This window comes from Stenotrophomonas sp. 22DLJC03 (assembly GCF_056861405.1).
Genome location: NZ_JBSPUG010000004.1, coordinates 215,725 through 236,174, shown reverse-complemented (window position 1 = coordinate 236,174; position 20,450 = coordinate 215,725). Strand labels below are relative to the sequence as shown.

Below are 20,450 nucleotides of genomic sequence, written 5' to 3'. Positions count from 1 at the left end.
GGATACTAGCCTGCGGGCTGGTGCACCGCCCAGCGGGCGAGGCCATCCAGCACCAGCGACGGGTGATAGTCGGCGCCGGGCAGCAACGGCATCAGCGCTGGTGCGCCGCCACCGTGTACCAGCAGTGACGGTGCCACGCCCAGCAGCGCGTTCGCCTGCTGTGCGCTGCGTTCGATCAGCGCCACAGCCGCACCATCGCAGCCGGAGGCCAGCGCGTCGGCAGTGTCGTTGGCGAATTCGCTGTAGTCGCCGCCGGTTGCAGGCAGCTGCACTGCACGCGCGTGCAGTGCTTCGCGCATGGTGGTGGGCGATGCGGAAATGCGGCCACCGTGGTGCTGGCCATTGGCGTCGAGCAGATCAATCGTCAAGGCGGTGCCAACGCCGACCACCAGCACCGGGCGCTGCGCCTTGGCGGCAGCCAACAGGGCCAGGAAGCGGTCGACGCCGAACTTTTCCGGCTTGGCATAGGCGATGCGCACGCCGGCACATTCGGCGCTGGTGCGCACCACATGCACGTGTTCGAAGCGGCGCTGCAGCTGGTCCAGCATGGCGCTGGTCAGCGAGGGTGCGGCCACGCTGGCCACGAACGCGGTGGTGCCGCTGGGCAGGCTGTGCGGCGGCTGCCCGGCCATGCCTTCGGCGCCGTGCGCCCAGGCCTGTACGTCGCCGGCACGGTCACCCTGCAACGGCGCGAACTTGAAGCGCGAGTTGCCCAGGTCGAACAACCAATCGCTCATGCCGCCCTCACGCTGACTTCGCCGGCGTGCAGCAGGCGCTCGTGGCCATCGATGCGCACGCGCAGCGCGCCGTCGTCAGCCAGGCCAAGTGCGGTACCGTGCTGCCACTGTCCGTCCAGTTCCACGCGTACTTCGCGGCCGGCCAGCATGTCAAACGCGGCGTAGCGCGGCAGGAACGGGGCCAGCCCTTCGCGATCGAACTCTTCCAGCGCCGGCAGCAGGCGCGTCAGCACGGCGGCGACCACTACGTTGCGGTCCACCGGCTTGCCGGCCAGCGTGTCCAGGTCCACCCACGGCTGGGTGATCTGCTCGGCGAACGACGGCGGCATATGCGTGTTGATGCCGACGCCGATCACCGCGCGCGCCGGGCCGGCGTATTCGCCACCACCCTCCGCGAGCAGGCCGACCAGCTTGCGCTTGCCATCGACGATCAGGTCGTTCGGCCACTTCAGCTGCGCCTGGGTGTAGCCCAGATCGTGCAGCGCTTCGGCCACGGCGATGCCCGCCACCAGGCTCAGCCCGGCGAGGCGGCCAAGGCCACCGGAGTACAGGCGCAGCACCGACAGGTAGATATGCGCGGCCAGCGGCGAGGCCCAGGCACGCCCACGACGGCCACGGCCACCGGTCTGGCGTTCGGCCAGCAGGACGCTGACCCCGCGCTGGGGCGCGCTGCAGCGCAGCAATTCGGCGTTGGTCGAGTCCACCGTCCAAGCCACCTGCAGGTCGTGCAGCAGGGCCTGGACGTCAGCAGGCAGACCGGCGCGGATCGCGTCCGGGTCCAGCAGATCGACCGGGCGGGTCAGGCCATAGCCTTCGCCAGCACGGCCCTCGATGTCCACACCGGCGGCCCTAAGTCCTTGAATACGCTTCCAAATGGCCGCCCGGGTCTGACCCAGCTCACGGGCCAGGGCGTCGCCGGACAGGCGACCGGCAGCGAGTTTGGCCAGCAATTGGCGATCGTCCACGGCAGCTTCCACGAAGTCAGGAAGGAATTATGCGGGAAAGCCGCCAGCGACGCCCGCCACGCTGGGTTCCGCGGGGGCTTCCAACTGGGCGTCGGGTTCGGGCTAGAATCGGGAACTCACCCTCCCTTAACGTGGATGTCGTCAATGCGCCGTTATGCCCATTGCCTGATCCTGCTGATGATGCCCTTCGCGGCGTCTGCGACAGCAGCGCTGGACGACAGCCGCGGCGCTTGCGTGTCCTCCAATGGTGATGCCGCCTCGCAGCGCGCACCGACCGCAACCGCCTCGGCAGCCACCACCAAGCCGGCACCGGTACGCCCGGCCGCCAGCAGCGCCACCAGCACCGGTGGCGGTGGCAGCGACGACGACGTGCTGCAGCGCATCCGCGCACCGAAGTGGCACAGCTACCTGCCGGGAATGTTCCGCTGATCAAGTCGTTGCTGCAGTGGCTGCGGCCTGCGCCGCGGCCGATTGACGATGCGCTTTGGGATGACGCCTGCCGCCGCGCTGCCTGGCTGCACGGCCTGGACGACGAACGCCTTGCGCGCCTGCGCGTGCTGACCACGCGCTTCCTGCACGAGAAGACCATCACGCCGATTGGTGACCTGCAATTGCAGGCCGGCGATGGCGTGCTGCTGGCGGCGCTGTGCTGCCTGCCGCTGCTGGAGTTCGGCGAAGTGGGCCTGGAAGGCTGGTCGCAGCTGATCGTCTACCCCGATGCGTTCCGCGTGCACCGCAGCCACATGGATGCGGCCGGCGTGCTGCACGAGTGGGATGACGAACTGATTGGCGAATCGTGGGACAGCGGTCCGTTGATCCTGTCCTGGGCCGACGTGCAGGCCGACCTGGCCGCACCGCACGAGGGTTACTGCGTGGCCGTGCACGAAATGGTGCACAAGCTGGATGCGCTGGATGGTGCGATGGACGGTACGCCACCGCTGCCACGCGAATGGCAGCGCGAGTGGGCGGGCATTTTCCAGCGTGCCTTCGACGCCTTCTGTGCGCAGGTGGATGCAGGCGAGGAAACGTTGATCGATCCGTATGCGGCCGAGGCGCCGGAAGAGTTCTTCGCGGTGGCCAGCGAATACCACTTCTCCGCGCCGGATCTGCTGCATAAGGCGTTGCCGGAGGTGGCCGCGCAGCTGCGGCGGTTCTATGGCGAGCCGCCGGCGTTCGAAGAACGGTAGTGCCGGCCGCTGGCCGGCAACCTGGGACTGCCATCGAAGATCATGAGGTTGCCGGCCAGCGGCCGGCACTGCCGGAACACCATGCGTTGTTGCGCCAGGCGATGCCCGGCGGGCGGGAGCGCGCGGCTTACGGCCCCGGCGGCAGTTGCACCTCAAAGCGGGCGCCGCCGAGTTCACTGGAACGGCCCACGGTCAGCTCGCCGCGGTAGTCCTTGATCAGGTCCTGCACGATCGACAGGCCGATGCCGTGGCCCTGCACGCGCTCGTCGCCACGCACGCCACGCTGCAGCACCTTGCCGATGTCGTCCGGGGCGATGCCCGGGCCATCGTCGTCCACCGCCAGCAGCAGGCCGGCGCGGCGCGCGTTCGGTGCCGGCAGCGGCTGCGCGGTCAGCAGCACGCGGCGGTTGGCCCACTTGAAGGCATTCTCCAGCAGGTTGCCCAGCAGTTCCTGCAGGTCACCCGGTTCGCCGTGGAAGCGTGCGGCCGGGTCGATATCGAATTCGCACAGCACGCCCTTCGAGGCGTAGACCTTCTCCAGGCCACGCACGATTTCCTCGGCGTTGGATTCAATCGGCAGCGGCGCGGAGAACAGCTTGTGACCCGACGACGCCGCACGTGCCAGCTGGTAGGAGACCAGGTTGTTCATACGCTGCAGCTGCACGTCCAGTTCCTCGCGCAGCGCGCTGTCGCCAGCACCACTATCCATCTGCGTGCGCAGCACCGCGATTGGTGTCTTCAGGCTGTGCGCCAGGTCGGCCAGGGTATTGCGTTGGCGCTCCAGGTTCTCGCGCTCGCTTTCAATGAAGGCGTTGATGCTGTCGGTCAGCGGTTCCAGCTCGCGCGGGTGGCGCTCGCTCATGCGCGCGGTCTCGCCTCGCTGCACCTTGGTCAGCTCGGTGATCACGCGGCGCAGCGGGCGCAGGCTCCACTGCAGGATGACGGTCTGCAGCAACAGCAGGATCAGGCCGATGCCGCCCAGGTAGAACCAGACCCGGCCACGGAACACACGCAGCTGCGCACCCAGCGCGCGCGAGTCTTCCATCACATAGATGGTGTACGGGAACTCGGTAGCGGGGTCGGCGTCGGCGTCCCACACCAGGCCCAGGCCGTAGCGGTATACCGAGCCCTGGCTGCCGTCGATCTGGATCATCGGCAACGGGCCTTCGAACACTTCCTGGCGCGGCGCCAGCAGGCCACCACCGACGGTGGGCAGCATCGGGCCTTCGGCGGACATGGAATTGCCCTTGCCGTGCGGCATCACCACCTGCAGGTACAGGCCACTGCCGGGTACGTCGAAACGTGAATCCGGTGGCTGCTCGCGGATGTACAGCGAGCGGTCGCGGGTGAAGTCGATGCCGGCCGCGTACGCGGTGGCGTAGTTCTTCAGGCGCTCACGCAGGTTCGCCTTCGCCGTATCGGCGAAGGCGGCATCGAGCGCGTAACCGGCCAGTGCCAGGAACGCGACCAGGCCCACGGACGCGGCGAGCATCTGGCGCGCCTGCAGTGAGCGCGGCCGCCAGCGTCGGAAGAACCACAGACGGCCGGACATCGTGTTATCGCCAGGGTGAGCCGGCTCAGCCCTCGTTGCGCGGAATCGCGAAACGGTAGCCGCGACCGCGCACGGTCTCGATCGGCTTCAGTTCGCCATCCGGGTCCAGCTTCTTGCGCAGGCGGCCGATGAAGACCTCCAGCACGTTCGAGTCGCGGTCGAAGTCCTGCTGGTAGATGTGCTCGGTGAGGTCGGCCTTGGAGACCAGTTCACCGGCGTGCATCATCAGGTACTCCAGCACCTTGTACTCGTAGCTGGTGAGGTCGACATTGCTGCCAGCCACGCTGACGGTCTGGGCAGCCAGGTCCAGGGCAACCGGGCCGCATTCCAGGGTCGGCTTGCTCCAGCCGGCGGCGCGGCGCAGCAGCGCGTTGACGCGTGCCAGCAGTTCTTCGACGTGGAACGGCTTGACCAGGTAATCATCAGCGCCCTGCTTCAGGCCCTCGACCTTGTCCTGCCAGCTCGAACGCGCGGTCAGGATCAGCACTGGGAACTTCTTGCCTTCGTCACGCAGGGCCTTGATCAGCTCCATGCCCGACATCTTGGGCAGGCCGAGGTCGATGATGCCGACATCGAACGGGACTTCGCGCCCCATGTAGAGGCCTTCCTCGCCGTCCTGCGCAGCATCGACGGCAAAGCCTTCGCGCTTGAGCCGGGCTGCCAGGGTCTCACGCAGCGGGGCTTCGTCTTCGACCAGAAGGATACGCATGAACTCTCCCTAGTGTCCTGGGTGTGGCCCGGAGGCCTGTGGGGTACGGGTTGATAGCGACGACTATCCCTGTTCAGGGGTTATCGCCGCGTAGTGATGACATATCCGACCGCGGCGTGCGCGGCTGTGAACGCGACGGCGCGGGGTCGTCCATGTAGCGGACCCGGCCCCGATCGTCCATGTACTTCACCCGGTTGATATCACGACCATCGAACGGCACGCGCTCGGCGCCGAGGATGTGCCCGCCGGTGGTGCGCTGCACGCGGCGCACGGCATCGGACAACGAACGCTCGTCGCCACGGCCACCGCGCTCGCCCCGCTCCATCATCTCCGCCCGCCCCTGGTCGCCGCGCGGCGGCTGTTGCGCCAGCGCCGAAGACAGCGGCGCAGCCGCCAGCACCACGCAGGTGGCCAGGGCAATGCGGCGATGGAAGGGAGCGGAAGACATCAGTGCGATCCTAGCCGAGCACGGCGATTCGTTCAAAAGTCGTAAATCCGGGTGCCGGTTCGGGACCCGGCGCTTTACAAATCTTTTGCAAATTCTTGGTTTGGCGCAGTGAATCCGGTCTGAACTTTTCCGGCTTCAACTCCAAGTCGTTCAGCTAAGTGAACATTCGGAACGAATCGCCGCCCCTTGTCAAGTCAGGAATGTGATTGCGGTCACGCTACGGCGCGATCAGATGCACGTTCGGTGACCGCCAGCGCCTGCTCGATCAGGCGCCAATCGGCGCCCGGGCGGTGTGCGCCCTCACTCAGCACCTGGCGGAACGCGCGGCCACCGGGCTGGCCATGGAACAGGCCAAGTACGTGGCGGGTGATGTGCTTCAGCGCCAGGCCTTCGCCCAGTCGCGCTTCCACGTAGGGCCGCAGCGCGCGCAGCAGGTCGGCACGGGCCTGCAGCGGGGCGCCGGTATGCAGCGCCTCCAGTTGATGCAGCAGATAGGGATCGTGATAGGCCGCGCGGCCCAGCATCACGCCATCGACGTGCGCGGCCTGCGCCTGCACCGCCTCGAGGCTGGCCAGGCCGCCGTTGATCACCACCGGCAGTGCCGGGCGCTCCTGCTTCAGGCGGTAGGCCCAGTCGTACTTCAGCGGCGGAACCTCGCGGTTCTCCTTCGGCGACAGGCCCTTCAGCCACGCGTTGCGCGCATGCACCACCACCATCGCCGCACCGGCGGCAACCTGGCGGTCGACGAAGGCGGCGAACACGTCGTAGTCGTTGTCCTCGTCCACGCCCAGGCGGCACTTCACCGTCACCGGGATATCAACCGCATCGACCATGGCCGCCACGCATTCGGCCACCAGTACCGGCTCGCGCATCAGGCAGGCACCGAAACGGCCCGCCTGCACGCGATCAGACGGGCAGCCGCAGTTGAGGTTGACCTCGTCGTAGCCCCACTCGGCGGCGATACGCGCGGCCTGCGCCAGCAGCGCAGGATCACTGCCACCCAATTGCAGGGCCAGCGGCTGTTCGCTGCGGCCGAAGCCGAGCAGGCGCTCGCGATCGCCGTGGATGACCGCGTTGGCGTGCACCATTTCCGTGTACAGGCGTGCGCCCGGTGCCAGCACGCGGTGGAACACGCGGCAATGGCGATCCGTCCAGTCCATCATCGGGGCGACGGACAGGCGCAGGGAATCGGCGTAACGGGCGGTGGCGGACGTCATCTGAGCGTTGATCGTGGAGACTGGCATTGCCAGTGAGATCAATAGTTTACACCGCGTGGCTGAATGCGCGCGGTCAGCCGCGTTGCGAGCGCCGGTTGGGCACGGTTCCGGCTGGCGGCCGGGGCGGGCCGGGCGGCGGCGGCGGACGCTTCCTGCCCTCGGGGAGCTTGGGGTTCGCGTTCTCCATGGATACGACCAGCTGGTCCAGTGGTGGGTTGGAACCCTTCCTCAACTTAGCCATTGTCTGTCTCCTGGAGAATCTCGACCCACTGCACATCCACTGCGTGAATCAGTATGCCATCGAGCTGCGGAAGCTCGACCACGGCGGGGCTGCCCACGAGATGCGCTGCTGGATCGGCACCTTCATCGGGTGGATCCGCATCCACCAGCCAGGCCGGCATCTGCATGTAGAACTGTCCCGCAGCGGGGCTGATCGGCCACTCCTTGGGGTAGCCGGTCAATCGACGGCCATCCTTCAGTTGCAGCACCACGAAGGCAGGACGCGTACCCAGCACGCAGTACCACTCGCTCGGGTGGGACGTACGCGTGGTGAAGCCTGCGCGGCGGAGCCCCGCGTGGAAAAAGTCCTTGTTCGCAGCGAGGGCCAATCCTGCCCCCAGCAGTCCAGCGAGGACAAAACCCCAGAGCAGGCTGCTGGACTCGGTCCAGGTCCCCAGCACAAAGCAGCGGCCAGCCAGCAGGAGCATCAGTTCGGTGAACTTGACCAGCGCCTGGACTACGAAGGTGAACACCACGCTTCCACGGTCCTTTCGAACTGCGGTGGCTTGGGGTGTGAAGTCAGCCCGTAGAACACCCAGGCTGCCAGAAAGCCCGGCAGCAGAAAGGTCAGCAGCGTGGTGGCGTTGTTGAAGAGCGAATCCATTCCGGCAGAAGTATTCCGTCGTGAGGATCACAACGAATCACGATCACGGCGATTCTTCCACCCGATGTGGGGTTCACAGGCTGAAGATGCAGCAACCCCAACAGCAGCCATGGCGTTGCAGTTGCTCCACGAGAGCCGACAGCGTCAATGCGCGCTGCCAGCAGTGCCTTTGCCACCCACCTGTTCGACGAGGGTCTGGCTGGCCGCATTGAGCCCCACCACTGTCACCTCCGCACCGTGCGCGGCCAGCTTTTCCTGCGCCCGCTCCAGCGCGGCCACGGCAGTCAGATCCCACAGGTGGGCATCGCGCAGATCAATCTGCACCTGCGGCGCCACGTGCTGGTAATCGAACGCCGCACCCAGCTGCCCCGCTGAGGCAAAGAACACCTGCCCACGCACGCGGTAGACCTGCATGTCACCGGCATCGTCGCGCTGCACATCCAGCATGCGGCCAACCTTTCGCGCGAAGAACACTGCCGACAGCAGCACACCGCTGAGCACGCCCTTGGCCAGGTCGTGGGTGGCAACGGTGACCACCACGGTCAGCAGCATCACTGCTGACGAACTACGCGGATGCGTGCGCAGGTCGCGCAGCGAGCGCCAGCTGAAGGTGCCGATGCTGACCATGATCATTACCGCCACCAGCGCGGCCATCGGGATCTGCCGCACCAGGTCGCTGCCGTACACCACCAGCACCAACAGGAACACGCCTGCCACCAGGCAGGACAGGCGGCCACGTCCACCGGAGGTCACGTTGATCACCGACTGGCCGATCATCGCGCAGCCGGCCATGCCGCCGAGGAAGCCGGTGACCGTATTCGCCACGCCCTGGCCGACGCATTCGCGGTTGCGCTCGCTGGGCGTTTCGGTGATGTCCTCGACGATCTGCAGGGTCATCATCGATTCGAGCAGTCCGACCACCGCCAGCGTGGCCGACACCGGCAGCAGAATGCGCAGCGTCTCCCAGGTGAGCGGCACATCGGGGATGAGGAAATGCGGCAGGCTGTCGGGCAGCTGGCCCATGTCGCCGACGCTGCGTACGTCCACGCCGAAGCCGATCACCACGGCGGTCAGCACCACAATGGCCACCAGCGGCGACGGCACCGCGCGGGTAACGCGTGGCAGCAGGTAGATGATCGCCAGCGCGGCGGCGCACAGCACGTAGACCGTAGGGCCGCGTCCGATCAGCTCGGGCATCTGTGCCAGGAAGATCAGGATCGCCAGCGCGTTGACGAATCCGGTGATGACCGAGCGCGAGACGAAGCGCATCAGCGAGCCGAGCTTGAACACACCGGCCAGCACCTGCAGCAGGCCGGCCAGGATGCTGGCGGCGAACAGGTACTGCAGGCCATGGTCCTTGACCAGGTCGACCATCACCAGCGCCATCGCACCGGTGGCGGCGGAGATCATGCCGGGGCGGCCGCCAGCAATGGCAGTGATGACGGCAATGGAGAACGCGGCATACAGGCCGACCTTGGGGTCGACGCCGGCGATGAGCGAGAAGGCGATCGCCTCGGGAATCAGGGCCAGGGCGACGACGATACCGGACAGCAGGTCGCCACGGATGTTGCCCAGCCATTGCTGGCGCGGGGGGTAGGACGTTTGCATGGGAAAACTCCGCGCGCATGCGGGAGTGGCCGCAAGGCGCTGCAGTGGGATACACGGGTTCCTGAGCCGGTGCCGGGGGCACGGCCGGACCATCGACGTTGCGCGCGCCAGAAGAGGCGACGGTCAACCGAGGGCGGCAGGGGTCAGGGTGGCGTGATCACTGCTGGGAGGTGTGGGTGCGTGGGAGGGGCGCAGTCTACGGGAAGCGGCCCCACGGGGGTAGCGCGGATGGCCGGCGAAGGCAGCGAAACGCAGCAGAGCATGGCTCCGCTCTACAATCACAGCATGGCCGCCAACCGCCCGCACTTCTTCGACCCCGCCACCGAACAGGGCGTGCTGCGCCTGTCGATCGCCGCCTCGCTGCTGCTGGCCGCGGCGGCGGTGGTGTTCGGCCTGCTGGCCAATTCCTCGCTGATCATCTTCGACGGCATCTACGGCCTGATCGACGTGGTGATGACCTGGCTGTCGCTGCTGGTGGCGCGGCTGATCGCGCTGTCCACCCAGACCGACGCACTGCAATCGCGGCTCAACCAGCGCTTCACCATGGGCTTCTGGCACCTGGAGCCGATCGTGCTGGGGGTGAGCGGCACGCTGATGATCGGCGCCGCGCTGTATGCCCTGGTCAATGCGGTCGATGCGTTGATGTCCGGTGGACGCCATATCGCGCTCGGCCCGGCCATTGCCTTCGCCGGGCTGTCGATCGTGGGCGAAGGCGCGCTGGCCTGGTTCATCCTGCGCGCCAACCGCCGCATCGGCTCGGAGTTCATCGCATTGGACGCGAAGAACTGGGTGATCGCGGCCAGCATGTCGGCCTGCTACCTGCTGGCCTTCCTCGGTGGTGTACTGGTGCAGCGCACCTCGTGGGCTTGGATCGGGCCCTACATCGATCCGGCCATCCTCGCCTTCGTCTGCGTGCTGGTGATGATCGCTCCGCTCGGCACCGTGCGCCGGGCGCTGGCCGGCATCCTGCTGGTCACCCCGCCGGAACTGCAGGCCCATGTGGATGCAGTGGCACGCGGGATCGTGGCCAAGCACGGCTTCGTCGAGCACCGCAGCTACGTGGCCCAGGTGGGGCGTGGCGAGCAGATCGAGCTGTTCTTCGTGGTGCCGGAAAACGACCCGCCGCGGCCGCTGGTGGAATGGGACCAGCTGCGCGACGAGATCGGCGATGCACTGGGCGAGGCCTCGCCGGACCGCTGGCTGACGATCATGTTCACCACCGACCGCGAGTGGACGATCTAGGCCGGCAGGACGATGAATCAAGTTTTCCGGACGCATTGCAACCCAACGTACGCGGAAACCGGGCAAAGTAGGCTCCAACGCAACACCCACCCACCGACCAGGAGCATCCCGATGTCCATCGAAAAGGTTCTGTACACCGCCCAGGCCACCTCCACCGGCGGCCGTGAAGGCCGTTCCGTCTCCTCCGACAACGTGCTGGACATCCAGCTGTCGACCCCGCGCGAGCTGGGCGGCGCTGGCGGCCCGGGCACCAACCCGGAGCAGCTGTTCGCCGCTGGCTACTCGGCCTGCTTCCTGGGAGCGCTGAAGTTCGTGGCCGGCCAGGCCAAGGTCGCGCTGCCGGCCGACACCACCGTGACCGGCAAGGTCGGCATCGGCCAGATCCCGACCGGCTTCGGCATCGAAGCCGAGCTGACCATCAACGTGCCGGGCGTGCCGCGCGAGCAGGTGGAAGAGCTGGTGCAGAAGGCACACATCGTGTGCCCGTACTCCAACGCCACCCGCGGCAACATCGACGTGACGCTGATCGTTGCCTGATGCGGCCGGGGTCAGAGCCCTTTCGCGTTGCGAAAGGGATCCGATCCCAAAAAAAATGGGCGGATGCCGGTCGAAACCGAGCATCCGCCCATCCCACCTCGGGTGGACCCCGGCGCGCGGCCGGGGACGCATTCGCTTACTTCTCGCTCGTGATGAGCTGCACGACGCTGGAGAAATCCAGCTTGCCGCGGCCGGCCTGGTGGTTCATCGAGTACAGGTTGCGGGCCACTTCTCCCAGCGGGATCGAGGCGCCGACACTCATCGCCGCCTCCACCGCTAGGCCCATGTCCTTGAGCATCAGGTCGCTGCCGAAACCACCGCTGTAACCACGCGACGCCGGGGCGTTTTCCAGCACACCCGGCCACGGGTTGCACACTTCAGTGGCCCAGCTGCGGCCGGTGCTGACGGCCATCATCTGCGACAGCACCTTCGGGTCCAGCCCGTGTGCCACGCCCAGTGCGATGGCTTCACCGGTCACCGCCATGATCACGCCCAGCGCCATGTTGTTGCACAGCTTGGCGACCTGGCCGGCACCACTGGCGCCCACGTGGAAGATGTTCTTGCCCATCGCCTGCAGCACCGGACGGGCGCGCTCCAGCGCGTCCTCTTCGCCACCGACGATGAAGGTCAGGGTGCCGGCCTGCGCACCGGCGGTACCGCCGGACACCGGCGCGTCGATCATCTGCAGGCCACGTGCGGCGGCTGCTTCGGATACCTTGCGGGCGCTGGCCGGGGCGATCGTGCTGCAGTCGATGACCAGCGCACCGGCCGGGATCGCAGCGAGGATGCCGTCGTCGCCCAGGTACACGCCTTCGACGTGGCGACTGGCCGGCAGCATCGAAATCACCACCTCGGCATCGGCCAAGGTTTCGCGCGCCGACGCGGCCGCGCTGGCGCCGGCATCGACGGCGGCCTGTACTGCGGCAGGGACCAGATCGAACACGCGCACGGTGTGGCCGTTCTTGACCAGGTTGGCGGCCATCGGGCCACCCATGTTGCCCAACCCGATGAATGCAATGCGGCTCATGCAAGGCTCCTTTCAACAAGGGGAGTGCCCAGGTCGGCCAGCGGATGCGCGGCATCGGCCCAGGGGGAAGCGAAGAAGGTGTCGGCCCACGCGCCGGTGGCCTCGGCCAGGGTGGCCGGGTTCCACTGCGGATTGCGGTCCTTGTCGATCAGCAGCGCGCGGATGCCTTCGGCGAAATCACCGTGGGCGGCGCAATGCAGGGCGACGATGTACTCCAGGCGGTAGATCGCAGCCAGGTCCTGGCCGGCACTGCGTCGCTGCAGCTCGTACGACAGCCGTGCCGAGCCGGGGGCACCGGCGGCGAGGGTCTTCTGTGCGGCCTGCAACCAGGCATCGTCGGTCTGCAGACCGGCAATGCGCGCCACGATGGCCTGCAGCTCATCGCCTTCGCACAGCGCATCGACCTGCGCGGCATTGGCCAGCAACGGGCCGGTGGCGGCGTCGCTGGCATGCGACTGCAGCAGATGGCTGAGGCGTTCGTGGTTGTGTGCGGCGTTGCTGGACCACGCGACCTGCAGCAGCGCATCGAACACCGCGCTGCGGCGTTCTTCGGCCACATGCACGTCGGCCAGGCCGGCGTAGATGGCGTCGCCCGGGTTCAGCAGCGCGCCGGTCAGGGCCAGGAACAGGCCGCCCTTGCCTGGTACGCGCGGCAGCAGCCAGCTGCCACCGACATCGGGGAACAGGCCGACGGTGATTTCCGGGAAGGCCAGCTTGGAGCGTTCGCTGACCACGCGGTGGCTGGCACCGGACATCAGGCCGATGCCACCACCCATCACGATGCCGTGGCCCCAGCACAGGATCGGCTTGGCATAGGTGTGGATCAGATAATCGACGCGGTATTCGACGTCGAAGAACTCAGCGGCGTAGTCGTTCCCGCGGATGTCGCTTTGGCCGGCGTCGCGGTAGGCACGCATGCTCTGGTACAGGCTGTGCAGGTCACCGCCGGCGCAGAACGCCTTCTCACCGGCGCCCTGCAGCACCACCATGGCGATGGCATCGTCGTCGGCCCAGGCGTTCAACTGCTTCAGCAGCAGGTGCGCCATAGGAAGCGAGAAGCCATTGAGCGTGCGCGGTGCGTTGAGCGTGGCGATGCCGATGCGCGTGCCATTGCTGGCCACGCGCTCTTCGAACAGGACCGGTGCTTGTTCGGCAACGGTGTCGGTGGTCATGCGTTTTTCCACTGCGCGGCGCGCTTTTCAAGGAAGGCACTCACGCCCTCGACCTGGTCGGCGGTGTCGAACAGGTCGACGAAGGCTTCGCGCTCGGCCACCAGCGCCGAGGCGTGGGTGCCGGTGCGGGTGGACTGCACCAGGGTCTTGCAGGCGGCGATGCTGGTCGGGCTCTGCTTGCCGGCCTTCTTCGCCCATTCCAGGGCCAGCGCCTTGGATTCGCCCTTGCCAACCTTTTCTTCGGCAAGACCAATCCGCACGGCGGTTTCGGCGTTGATGCGCTCGCCGAGCAGGATCATGCGCTTGGCCCAGCCCTCGCCGACCAGGCGCGGCAGGTTCTGGGTGCCACCGGCGCAGGGCAGCAGGCCGACGGTCGCTTCGGGCAATGCCACCTGGGCGTGCTCTTCGATGATGCGCAGGTCGCAGGCCAGCGCGCATTCCAGGCCGCCGCCCATGGCGTAGCCGTTGATTGCAGCAATCGACACGCCACGGAACGCGGACAGCGCCTCGAAGGCTTCACCGAAACGGCGCGCCGCTTCGCGTGCGGCAGCCTTGTCGCCGGAGGAGAACTGGTTGAGGTCGGCGCCGGCGGAGAAGAACTTCTCGCCATCACCGGTGATCACCAGCGCGTAGATGTCGCGGTCTGCGTTGAGCGCGCCCACCAGGTCGCGCACCGCCGAAAGGCTGTGCACGGTCCAGGTATGCGCCGGCGGGTTGTGCAGGGTGACGACGGCGGTGTGGCCATCGGCCTCGACCTTCAGGCCCACGTGTTCCTGGGTACGCCAATCCTTCATCGCAGTTCCTCTTCGGTGTTGAGCAGGTGACGGGCAACGATCACCCGCATGATCTCGTTGGTGCCTTCCAGGATCTGGTGCACACGCGAATCGCGCAGCAGGCGTTCGATCGGGTATTCGCGGATGTAGCCGTAGCCGCCGTGGATCTGCAGCGCTTCATTGCAGACGTTGAAACCGGCATCGGTGGCGAAGCGCTTGGCCATCGCACACCACACATTGGCATCGCTGGCACCGGCGTCGAGCTTGCGCGCAGCCGAATGCACCATCTGCCGGGCGGCCACCAGTTCGATGGCCATGTCGGCCAGCTTGAACTGCAGCGCCTGGAAATCAGCCAGCGCCTTGCCGAACTGGCGGCGCTCGCCCATGTAGCGGCGCGCGGCATCCAGCGCGCCCTGCGCGGCACCCAGCGAGCAGGCGGCGATGTTGATGCGGCCGCCGTCCAGCCCCTTCATCGCCAGCTTGAAGCCCCCGCCTTCCTCTCCCAGAAGGTGGCTGACCGGAACGCGGACGTTTTCGAAGGTGATGCCGCGGGTGGGCTGGCTGTTCCAGCCCATCTTCTCTTCCTTGCGGCCGAAGCTGATGCCCGGCAGGTCCGCCGGCACCGCAATGGCGCTGACACCGCCAGCACCGGCACCACCGGTACGCGCCATCACCACCAGCAGTTCGGTGGCACCGGCGCCGGAAATGAAGGCCTTGGATCCGTTCAGCACATAGAAGTCACCGTCGCGTACGGCGGTGGTCTTCAGCGAGGCTGCATCCGAACCTGCGCCCGGTTCGGTCAGGCAGTACGAGGCCAGCTTGCTGCCCGAGGACAGATCGGTTCCCCACGCATCGCGCAGCGCCGGCTGGCCCCACTTGGACACCATCCACGACGCCATGTTGTGGATGCTGATGTACGCCGCGGTCGACGGATCGACGTTGGCGAGCTCCTCGATGACGACGGCGGCGTCCAGTCGGCTCAGGCCGCTGCCGCCCACTTCCGGGTCCATGTACAGACCGCAGAAGCCCAGTTCACCGGCCTTGGCGATCGCCTCGCGCGGGAAGATGCCCTCCGCATCCCATCGCGCGGCGTGCGGTGCCAGTTCGGCCTGTGCGAAGTCGCGCGCCGCCTCGCGGTACGCCTGCTGCGCTTCTTCCAGTTCCGTCGTCATCGAGTGGCTCATGGCTGCTCCTGCCGTTACTTCAGGCTGATCGTGGTGTTGACGCCATGGCTGAGCGTCTCGTCATCGAACCAGCGCGCGGTGACCGTCTTGGTCTGGGTGTAGAACAGCACCACCTGCTTGCCGTACGGGCCCAGATCGCCCAGCTTGGAAGCACGCGAACCGGTGAAGGAGAACAGCGGCACCGGCACCGGGATCGGCACGTTGATGCCGACCTGGCCAACGTCGATGTCTTCCTGGAACTTGCGCGCAGCCGCGCCGGACTGGGTAAACAGTGCGGTGCCGTTGCCGTTCGGGTTGCTGTTGACCATCGCGATGGCCTCTTCCAGCGTTTCCGCTTCGAGGATGACCAGCACCGGCCCGAAGATTTCTTCCTGGTAGATGCGCATGTCGGTGGTAACACCGGCAAAGATGGTCGGGCCGACGAAGTTGCCCTTCTCGAAACCATCGACCTGCGGCTTGCGGCCATCGAGCACCAGCTTGGCACCCTGCTCCACGCCCGAAGCGATCAGGCCTTCGACGCGATCACGGGCGCTGCAGGAAATGACCGGGCCGACGTCGGTGCCGGCGACCGTGCCACCGCTGACCTTCAGGGTCTTGGCCTTGGTGACCAGGTCCTGCACCCAGTTGCGTGCTTCACCGACCAGCACCAGCGTGGAGGCGGCCATGCAGCGCTGGCCCGCGGCACCGAAGGCGGCGCCGACCATCGCGTTGAGGGTCTGTTCCTTGTTGGCGTCCGGCAGCACCACGGCGTGGTTCTTGGCGCCCATCATGCACTGCACGCGCTTGCCGGCCAGCGAGGCACGGTTGTAGACGTGGGTGCCGACGCGGGTGGAACCGACGAACGACACCGCCTTGATGTCCGGGTGGTCGCAGATCGCGTTGACCACTTCCTCGCCGCCGTGGACGACGTTCAGCACGCCCTTCGGAATGCCGGCTTCCAGCGCCAGCTCGACCAGGCGCATGGTGACCATCGGGTCCTGCTCGGACGGCTTGAGGATGAAGGTGTTGCCGGTGGCGATCGCCATCGGGAACATCCACAGCGGGATCATCGCCGGGAAGTTGAACGGGGTGATGCCGGCGCACACGCCCAGCGGCTGCATGATCGAGTAGGTGTCGACGCCGGTGGCCACGTTGTTGGCCAGCTCGCCCAGCTGCAGGTTGCCGATGGCGGCAGCGTGCTCGACCACTTCCAGGCCGCGGAACACATCGCCTTCGGCGTCGGGCAGGGTCTTGCCCTGCTCGGCGGTAAGGATGTGCGCCAGCTCGCTCATGTTCTCGCGGATCAACTGCTGGTACTTCAGGAAGATGCGCGCGCGGGTGCCGATCGGGGTCTTGCGCCAGGTCTTGAAGGCTTCCTTGGCGGCGGCGACGGCGGCGTCCACTTCGCCGGTGGTGGCGAACGGCACCTGGGCCAGCACGTCCTGGGTGGCCGGATTGATCACGTCCTGCCAGTGGGAAGTAGCCGATTCAACGAACTGGCCATCGATCAGCATGCGGATACGGGGCGCTGCAACAGTCATGACGACAATCCCACGGGGTGCGAAAGATGCTTGGCATTATTCACAGCACCCACCTCGATTTCCGGGCTGAATCCGCTTAATCTGGCCAACACGCCAGACGATTCATGTTAATTTTGTGAATTATTCAGCCATCCCGCGGCAACTCGGCCTTCGCCTGCTGCGGCTGCGCGAACAGCGCGGCTACAGCCAGGCAGCCCTGGCGCAGGCGCTGGGGCTGTCGGCCAGCTACCTGAACCAGATCGAGCGCAACAAGCGCCCACTGACCCCGGCCGTGCAGAAGAAGCTGGGCGAGGTGTTGGGCGATGTTTCCTCCCTGTTCGACGACGATGAGCCCGCCGCGCTGCAGGAAGCGCTGGGCGAAACCCTGCGAGATCTGGGCCTGGCCGACGTCAGTGCTACCGAGCTGCGCGCGCTGGCAGGCAACCTGCCGCAGGTCAGCCGCGCCCTGCTGGACCTGCATCGCCGCCACCTGGCGCTGCGCGAGCATGCCGCTGCACTGGAGTTCCAGCTGGGCGAGCCCGGCGCGGGCAGCACCCTGCCCGCTGGCGACCAGGTGCGCGAGTTCTTCAACCGCATGCACAACCACATCCCCGAGCTGGATGAGTTGGCCGAGCAGTTGTTCGCCGAATGGGGGTTGTCGCCGGGTCATGTGGCGCCACGGCTGCGCCAGCTGCTGGCCGACCGCCATGGCGTGCTGGTGGAAGTGGCCGCACTGCAGGCCGGGCGCGAAAAGCGCCAGTACGACGCCGGTGCGCGGCGGCTGTGGCTGCCCGATTATCTGGAGCCTGGCCAGCAGGCATTCCAGATGGCCGCCGAGCTGGCGCTGCACGGTTACCTGCCGCAGATCGATGCGGTGGTGGCGCGTGCCGGCTTCACCGACGACGCGCGCATCGCGCAGGCACGGATCGGTCTTTCCAACTATTTCGCCGGCGCGCTGGTGATGCCGTACATGCGCTTCCTGCGTGCGGCCGAGGCCAGCAGCTATGACATCGAGCTGCTGGCGCATCAGTTCGGCGTCGGCTTCGAAGCGGTCTGCCACCGGCTGAGCACGCTGGCACGGCGCAGCGCACCCGGCCTGCCGTTTTTCTTCATCCGGGTGGACCGCGCCGGCAACGTATCCAAGCGCCACTCCGCCACCGATTTCCACTTCTCGCAGGTGGGTGGCTCGTGCCCGTTGTGGATCGTCTACGAGGCGTTCAACCAGCCGGGGCGCATCCTGACGCAGACCGCGCGCATGCCCGATGGGCGGCGCCACTTCTGGCTGGCGCGGCAGGTCAGCAGCGGGCCGGTGGGCCACGGCCAACCGCGCAAGACGTTCGCGGTGGCGCTGGGCTGCGATCTGCAGCATGCCGAGCGGCTGGTGTATTCGCTGGGGCTGGATGTGCAGAGCCCGGGAAACTCGGTGTCGATTGGCCCGGGGTGCCGGGTGTGCCCGCGCGAGGATTGCATGCAGCGCGCGTTCGCGCAGTTGCCTGGGCGGTAGGGTTGGTTCGGCAGGGCTGCGCCCTGCACCTGCAGAGGCCGAAGCAACGGCAACAGCAACGGCAAAAGCTGGCATCCCGTGGGATGGCGGGGCGGTGTCGGATTGCGGGGACGCCGTGAACCCGTCCCTGGGGGCTTGGCCGCGGCATCCATGCCGCGGACACCCCGCAATCCGACACCACCCCGCCTTCGACAGTTTCCTGCTGCTGTTGGTGGGTGCTGACCGTTGGTCGGCACGCTGCTCTTGGTGGGTGTCGACCTTGGTCGACACGGTAGATCCACGCATGGCGTGGATCTACTAAACCTTTCGTGCGTAGGCTGCATCCCATTGCAATGCCCATCCTGGAGACACCCAATGTCCTTGCTGCGCTCTTGCCTGGTCCTGCTGCTCGCCGCCGTCGCTGCGCCGGCGTGGGCGACCTTTTCCATTGCGGCCTGCAATGAGGCCGGCGACTGCGGTGTGGCGGTGGCTACGCACAACCTGGCGGTCGGGGGTGTGGGTGTGCCGTGGGCACAGGCGAAGGTGGGCGCGGTCGCCAGCCAGTTCGAGACCAACCCGACCTATGGCTCCAAAGGCCTTGAGCTGTTGGCCGAAGGCCGCACGCCTGCGCAGGTGCTGAAGCAGCTGTTGGATGAAGACGGCAACTTCGATGGCACCACGCTTGCCGAGCGCCAGGTGGGACTGGTCAGCGCGCGCGGCGGCAATGCGCAGTACACCGGCGCCACCGCGCAGCAGGCGGGTTGGGCCGGTGCGCAGGGTGAGGGCATGCTGAGCGTGCAGGGCAATGGCCTGGCCGGGCCAGAGGTGCTGGCATCGATGCAACGCGTCTTCGCCGCCTCACGTGGGCCGCTGGCCGCACGCTTGTTGGCGGCGCTGGAAGCCGGTCAGGCAGCGGGGGGGCAGCGCAGCGGGCAGTGGTCGGCGGCGCTGCTGGTGCGTACACCCGGCGGCGACTGGCAGGACACCGATCTGCGCGTGGACGCCGACCCGCGTGCGGTAGCGAGGCTGCGCGAGCTGTACGACATGCGCCTGTCCAACGAGGCGATCATCCGCGCCGAGGAGCGGTGGGAGAAGGGTGATGTGGCAGGTGCGCGCGCGGCGCTGGCAACGTCGTTGTCGCTGGCGCACGGTTGGGACCGCACCTGGGCGCGTGCAGCACGCCTGGCGATGCGGCAGGGCGATACCGCGCTGGCGCGCGAATATCTGGCCGGCCTGCGTGCGCTCAATCCGGGCTGGGTGAAGCAGGAACTGACGTTGCCGTTGTATGCGCCGTTGCAGGGTGATGCGGTGGTGGCGCTGTGGCGGTGATCTCTCCCAGCCGCGATACACATTGACCGTCCCTGCATACAGACAGCTGGTGCGCGCAGCCAAGAAGCTGAGGGAGATGTGATCTGAATCAAACACCTCGCCTTTCCTTCAACTCTGGATTTGTTCAATCACCATTTCGATCAATCTGGTTGGGCGGCTCGTAGATCCCTGTGCACCCTTCCGCTTTGCCATTTCCTGATTGTCCTGGCGATCTCCTCCCGCTGCATAGATCAAGAACGGCAATTTCACGCCGTTGGATCGAATTCTCTGCAGAAGCGTGTATCCCGCCATCGGATCGGGAGGCCTCCCCATATCTGAAATGACAAGATCAAATCCCTCTCCGCTCAGCAAGCCAGCGGCTTCATCCGTTGAAACTGACGTCCTGACATCAAATCCTATGGCACTCAGCAGGTCGAGCGGCCCACGGTTATTCTGTGGTTCGTCATCGACCCACAAAACCCTCTTTGACCTCGCCTTCTTGAGAACACTGTCAGTCAAAGAATTCTGAACAACGTTCGTCGCATGTCTGGCGGCAACCGCTGCGGGCTCTCCACCTTTGACTGAGATCTCTTCCGCCGCAATCGCCGCCGCGAGCTGTATTTTCTTTGCCGATGCTTCAACTCCAGGCGCCTTGAATGACAATTCTCCGACGTTATCGAGGAGCTGTCTTATTGAAGATCTAAAGATGAAGGCGATGAGGAACGTCGCAAAGGGCCAAGCGACAGCGCCGAGCAAGGTCGAAACTGAGGTAAGAAGCTCTGCGAGCCCATCTATGATCTGCACAACTACCTCTCAACCAGTGCCGTCTTAGACATGATCCGATGCAGGGCTGCGTCTACGCAACTACTTCACTAGGCCGGGAAGGAGAACACCACGAGTGAATCCGTGTTGCCTCGAC

At 66.5% G+C, this 20,450-nt stretch carries 21 protein-coding genes; 6 read left to right on the top strand and 15 right to left on the bottom strand.

Annotated elements, in window-relative coordinates; translation table 11 throughout:
* Nucleotides 1-5: 5 nt before the first annotated feature.
* Nucleotides 6-737 carry a type III pantothenate kinase gene (locus AC13GA_RS16125; protein ID WP_046984540.1) on the bottom strand — a complete coding sequence of 244 codons (732 nt, stop codon included), beginning with the start codon at nucleotides 735-737 and terminating at the stop codon, nucleotides 6-8.
* Nucleotides 734-1,702 (bottom strand): bifunctional biotin--[acetyl-CoA-carboxylase] ligase/biotin operon repressor BirA, encoded by a 969-nt coding sequence (birA, locus tag AC13GA_RS16120; RefSeq protein ID WP_136639113.1) that lies wholly within the window; start codon nucleotides 1,700-1,702, stop codon nucleotides 734-736. Before birA ends, AC13GA_RS16125 begins: the two co-directional genes overlap by 4 nt.
* 144 nt (nucleotides 1,703-1,846) lie before the next feature.
* Between birA and AC13GA_RS16115 the strand changes: the two genes are divergently transcribed.
* Nucleotides 1,847-2,131, top strand: coding sequence for a hypothetical protein (locus AC13GA_RS16115; RefSeq protein WP_014645622.1), 285 nt, complete (start codon nucleotides 1,847-1,849; stop codon nucleotides 2,129-2,131).
* Nucleotides 2,098-2,889, top strand: coding sequence for a M90 family metallopeptidase (locus AC13GA_RS16110; protein WP_482998536.1), 792 nt, complete (start codon nucleotides 2,098-2,100; stop codon nucleotides 2,887-2,889). The genes AC13GA_RS16115 and AC13GA_RS16110 overlap by 34 nt, the downstream gene beginning before the upstream one ends.
* A gap of 127 nt (nucleotides 2,890-3,016) precedes the next feature.
* Here AC13GA_RS16110 and AC13GA_RS16105 read toward each other — a convergent pair whose 3' ends face one another.
* The 7 genes from AC13GA_RS16105 to AC13GA_RS16075 all read right to left on the bottom strand — a co-directional run bounded on the left by AC13GA_RS16105 (nucleotide 3,017) and on the right by AC13GA_RS16075 (nucleotide 9,306).
* Complete coding sequence (locus AC13GA_RS16105; RefSeq protein ID WP_482998535.1) at nucleotides 3,017-4,441, bottom strand: ATP-binding protein; 1,425 nt, start codon at nucleotides 4,439-4,441, stop codon at nucleotides 3,017-3,019.
* A gap of 25 nt (nucleotides 4,442-4,466) precedes the next feature.
* A complete protein-coding gene (locus tag AC13GA_RS16100; RefSeq protein WP_004136763.1) occupies nucleotides 4,467-5,150 on the bottom strand; it encodes a response regulator transcription factor in 684 nt (227 codons plus the stop codon).
* Between the two features lie 73 nt (nucleotides 5,151-5,223).
* Nucleotides 5,224-5,598, bottom strand: a complete 375-nt coding sequence (locus AC13GA_RS16095; RefSeq protein WP_005407693.1) for a hypothetical protein — start codon at nucleotides 5,596-5,598, stop codon at nucleotides 5,224-5,226.
* 212 nt (nucleotides 5,599-5,810) lie between these two features.
* A complete protein-coding gene (dusA, locus tag AC13GA_RS16090) occupies nucleotides 5,811-6,842 on the bottom strand; it encodes a tRNA dihydrouridine(20/20a) synthase DusA (protein WP_482998534.1) in 1,032 nt (343 codons plus the stop codon).
* Between the two features lie 206 nt (nucleotides 6,843-7,048).
* Nucleotides 7,049-7,570, bottom strand: a complete 522-nt coding sequence (locus AC13GA_RS16085; protein WP_482998533.1) for a hypothetical protein — start codon at nucleotides 7,568-7,570, stop codon at nucleotides 7,049-7,051.
* Complete coding sequence (locus AC13GA_RS16080) at nucleotides 7,552-7,698, bottom strand: hypothetical protein (protein ID WP_482998532.1); 147 nt, start codon at nucleotides 7,696-7,698, stop codon at nucleotides 7,552-7,554. Before AC13GA_RS16080 ends, AC13GA_RS16085 begins: the two co-directional genes overlap by 19 nt.
* 144 nt (nucleotides 7,699-7,842) lie before the next feature.
* Nucleotides 7,843-9,306, bottom strand: coding sequence for a SulP family inorganic anion transporter (locus AC13GA_RS16075; RefSeq protein WP_482998531.1), 1,464 nt, complete (start codon nucleotides 9,304-9,306; stop codon nucleotides 7,843-7,845).
* A 261-nt stretch (nucleotides 9,307-9,567) separates the two neighbouring features.
* Between AC13GA_RS16075 and AC13GA_RS16070 the strand changes: the two genes are divergently transcribed.
* Both AC13GA_RS16070 and AC13GA_RS16065 read left to right on the top strand, forming a co-directional pair.
* Nucleotides 9,568-10,548 (top strand): cation diffusion facilitator family transporter, encoded by a 981-nt coding sequence (locus AC13GA_RS16070; RefSeq protein ID WP_482998530.1) that lies wholly within the window; start codon nucleotides 9,568-9,570, stop codon nucleotides 10,546-10,548.
* 111 nt (nucleotides 10,549-10,659) lie between these two features.
* Nucleotides 10,660-11,085 carry an organic hydroperoxide resistance protein gene (locus AC13GA_RS16065; RefSeq protein WP_004153735.1) on the top strand — a complete coding sequence of 142 codons (426 nt, stop codon included), beginning with the start codon at nucleotides 10,660-10,662 and terminating at the stop codon, nucleotides 11,083-11,085.
* Nucleotides 11,086-11,221: 136 nt separating this feature from the next.
* On the opposite strand, the gene mmsB is transcribed toward AC13GA_RS16065, so the two are convergent.
* Genes mmsB through AC13GA_RS16040 form a run of 5 tightly spaced genes read right to left on the bottom strand, consistent with a single transcriptional unit; the run spans nucleotide 11,222 to nucleotide 16,761 of the window.
* On the bottom strand, nucleotides 11,222-12,112 hold the full coding sequence (mmsB, locus tag AC13GA_RS16060; protein ID WP_004136647.1) for a 3-hydroxyisobutyrate dehydrogenase: 891 nt from the start codon (nucleotides 12,110-12,112) through the stop codon (nucleotides 11,222-11,224).
* A complete protein-coding gene (locus AC13GA_RS16055; RefSeq protein ID WP_482998529.1) occupies nucleotides 12,109-13,284 on the bottom strand; it encodes an enoyl-CoA hydratase/isomerase family protein in 1,176 nt (391 codons plus the stop codon). Before AC13GA_RS16055 ends, mmsB begins: the two co-directional genes overlap by 4 nt.
* On the bottom strand, nucleotides 13,281-14,078 hold the full coding sequence (locus AC13GA_RS16050) for an enoyl-CoA hydratase (RefSeq protein ID WP_482998528.1): 798 nt from the start codon (nucleotides 14,076-14,078) through the stop codon (nucleotides 13,281-13,283). The genes AC13GA_RS16055 and AC13GA_RS16050 overlap by 4 nt, the downstream gene beginning before the upstream one ends.
* The gene (locus AC13GA_RS16045; RefSeq protein WP_046984532.1) at nucleotides 14,075-15,241 is read right to left on the bottom strand and encodes an acyl-CoA dehydrogenase family protein; all 1,167 of its coding nucleotides are present in this window, start codon (nucleotides 15,239-15,241) and stop codon (nucleotides 14,075-14,077) included. Before AC13GA_RS16045 ends, AC13GA_RS16050 begins: the two co-directional genes overlap by 4 nt.
* A gap of 14 nt (nucleotides 15,242-15,255) precedes the next feature.
* Nucleotides 15,256-16,761, bottom strand: coding sequence for a CoA-acylating methylmalonate-semialdehyde dehydrogenase (locus AC13GA_RS16040; protein WP_482998527.1), 1,506 nt, complete (start codon nucleotides 16,759-16,761; stop codon nucleotides 15,256-15,258).
* Between the two features lie 115 nt (nucleotides 16,762-16,876).
* Here AC13GA_RS16040 and AC13GA_RS16035 point away from each other — a divergent pair, with 115 nt between their 5' ends.
* Together AC13GA_RS16035 and AC13GA_RS16030 are read left to right on the top strand one after the other, a co-directional pair.
* Nucleotides 16,877-18,244: a helix-turn-helix domain-containing protein gene (locus AC13GA_RS16035; protein WP_482998526.1), complete on the top strand. Its 1,368-nt coding sequence runs from the start codon at nucleotides 16,877-16,879 to the stop codon at nucleotides 18,242-18,244.
* A 354-nt stretch (nucleotides 18,245-18,598) separates the two neighbouring features.
* Nucleotides 18,599-19,552, top strand: a complete 954-nt coding sequence (locus AC13GA_RS16030) for a DUF1028 domain-containing protein (RefSeq protein ID WP_136639104.1) — start codon at nucleotides 18,599-18,601, stop codon at nucleotides 19,550-19,552.
* A gap of 108 nt (nucleotides 19,553-19,660) precedes the next feature.
* Here AC13GA_RS16030 and AC13GA_RS16025 read toward each other — a convergent pair whose 3' ends face one another.
* A complete protein-coding gene (locus AC13GA_RS16025) occupies nucleotides 19,661-20,335 on the bottom strand; it encodes a response regulator (RefSeq protein ID WP_482998525.1) in 675 nt (224 codons plus the stop codon).
* Nucleotides 20,336-20,450 lie beyond the last annotated feature (115 nt).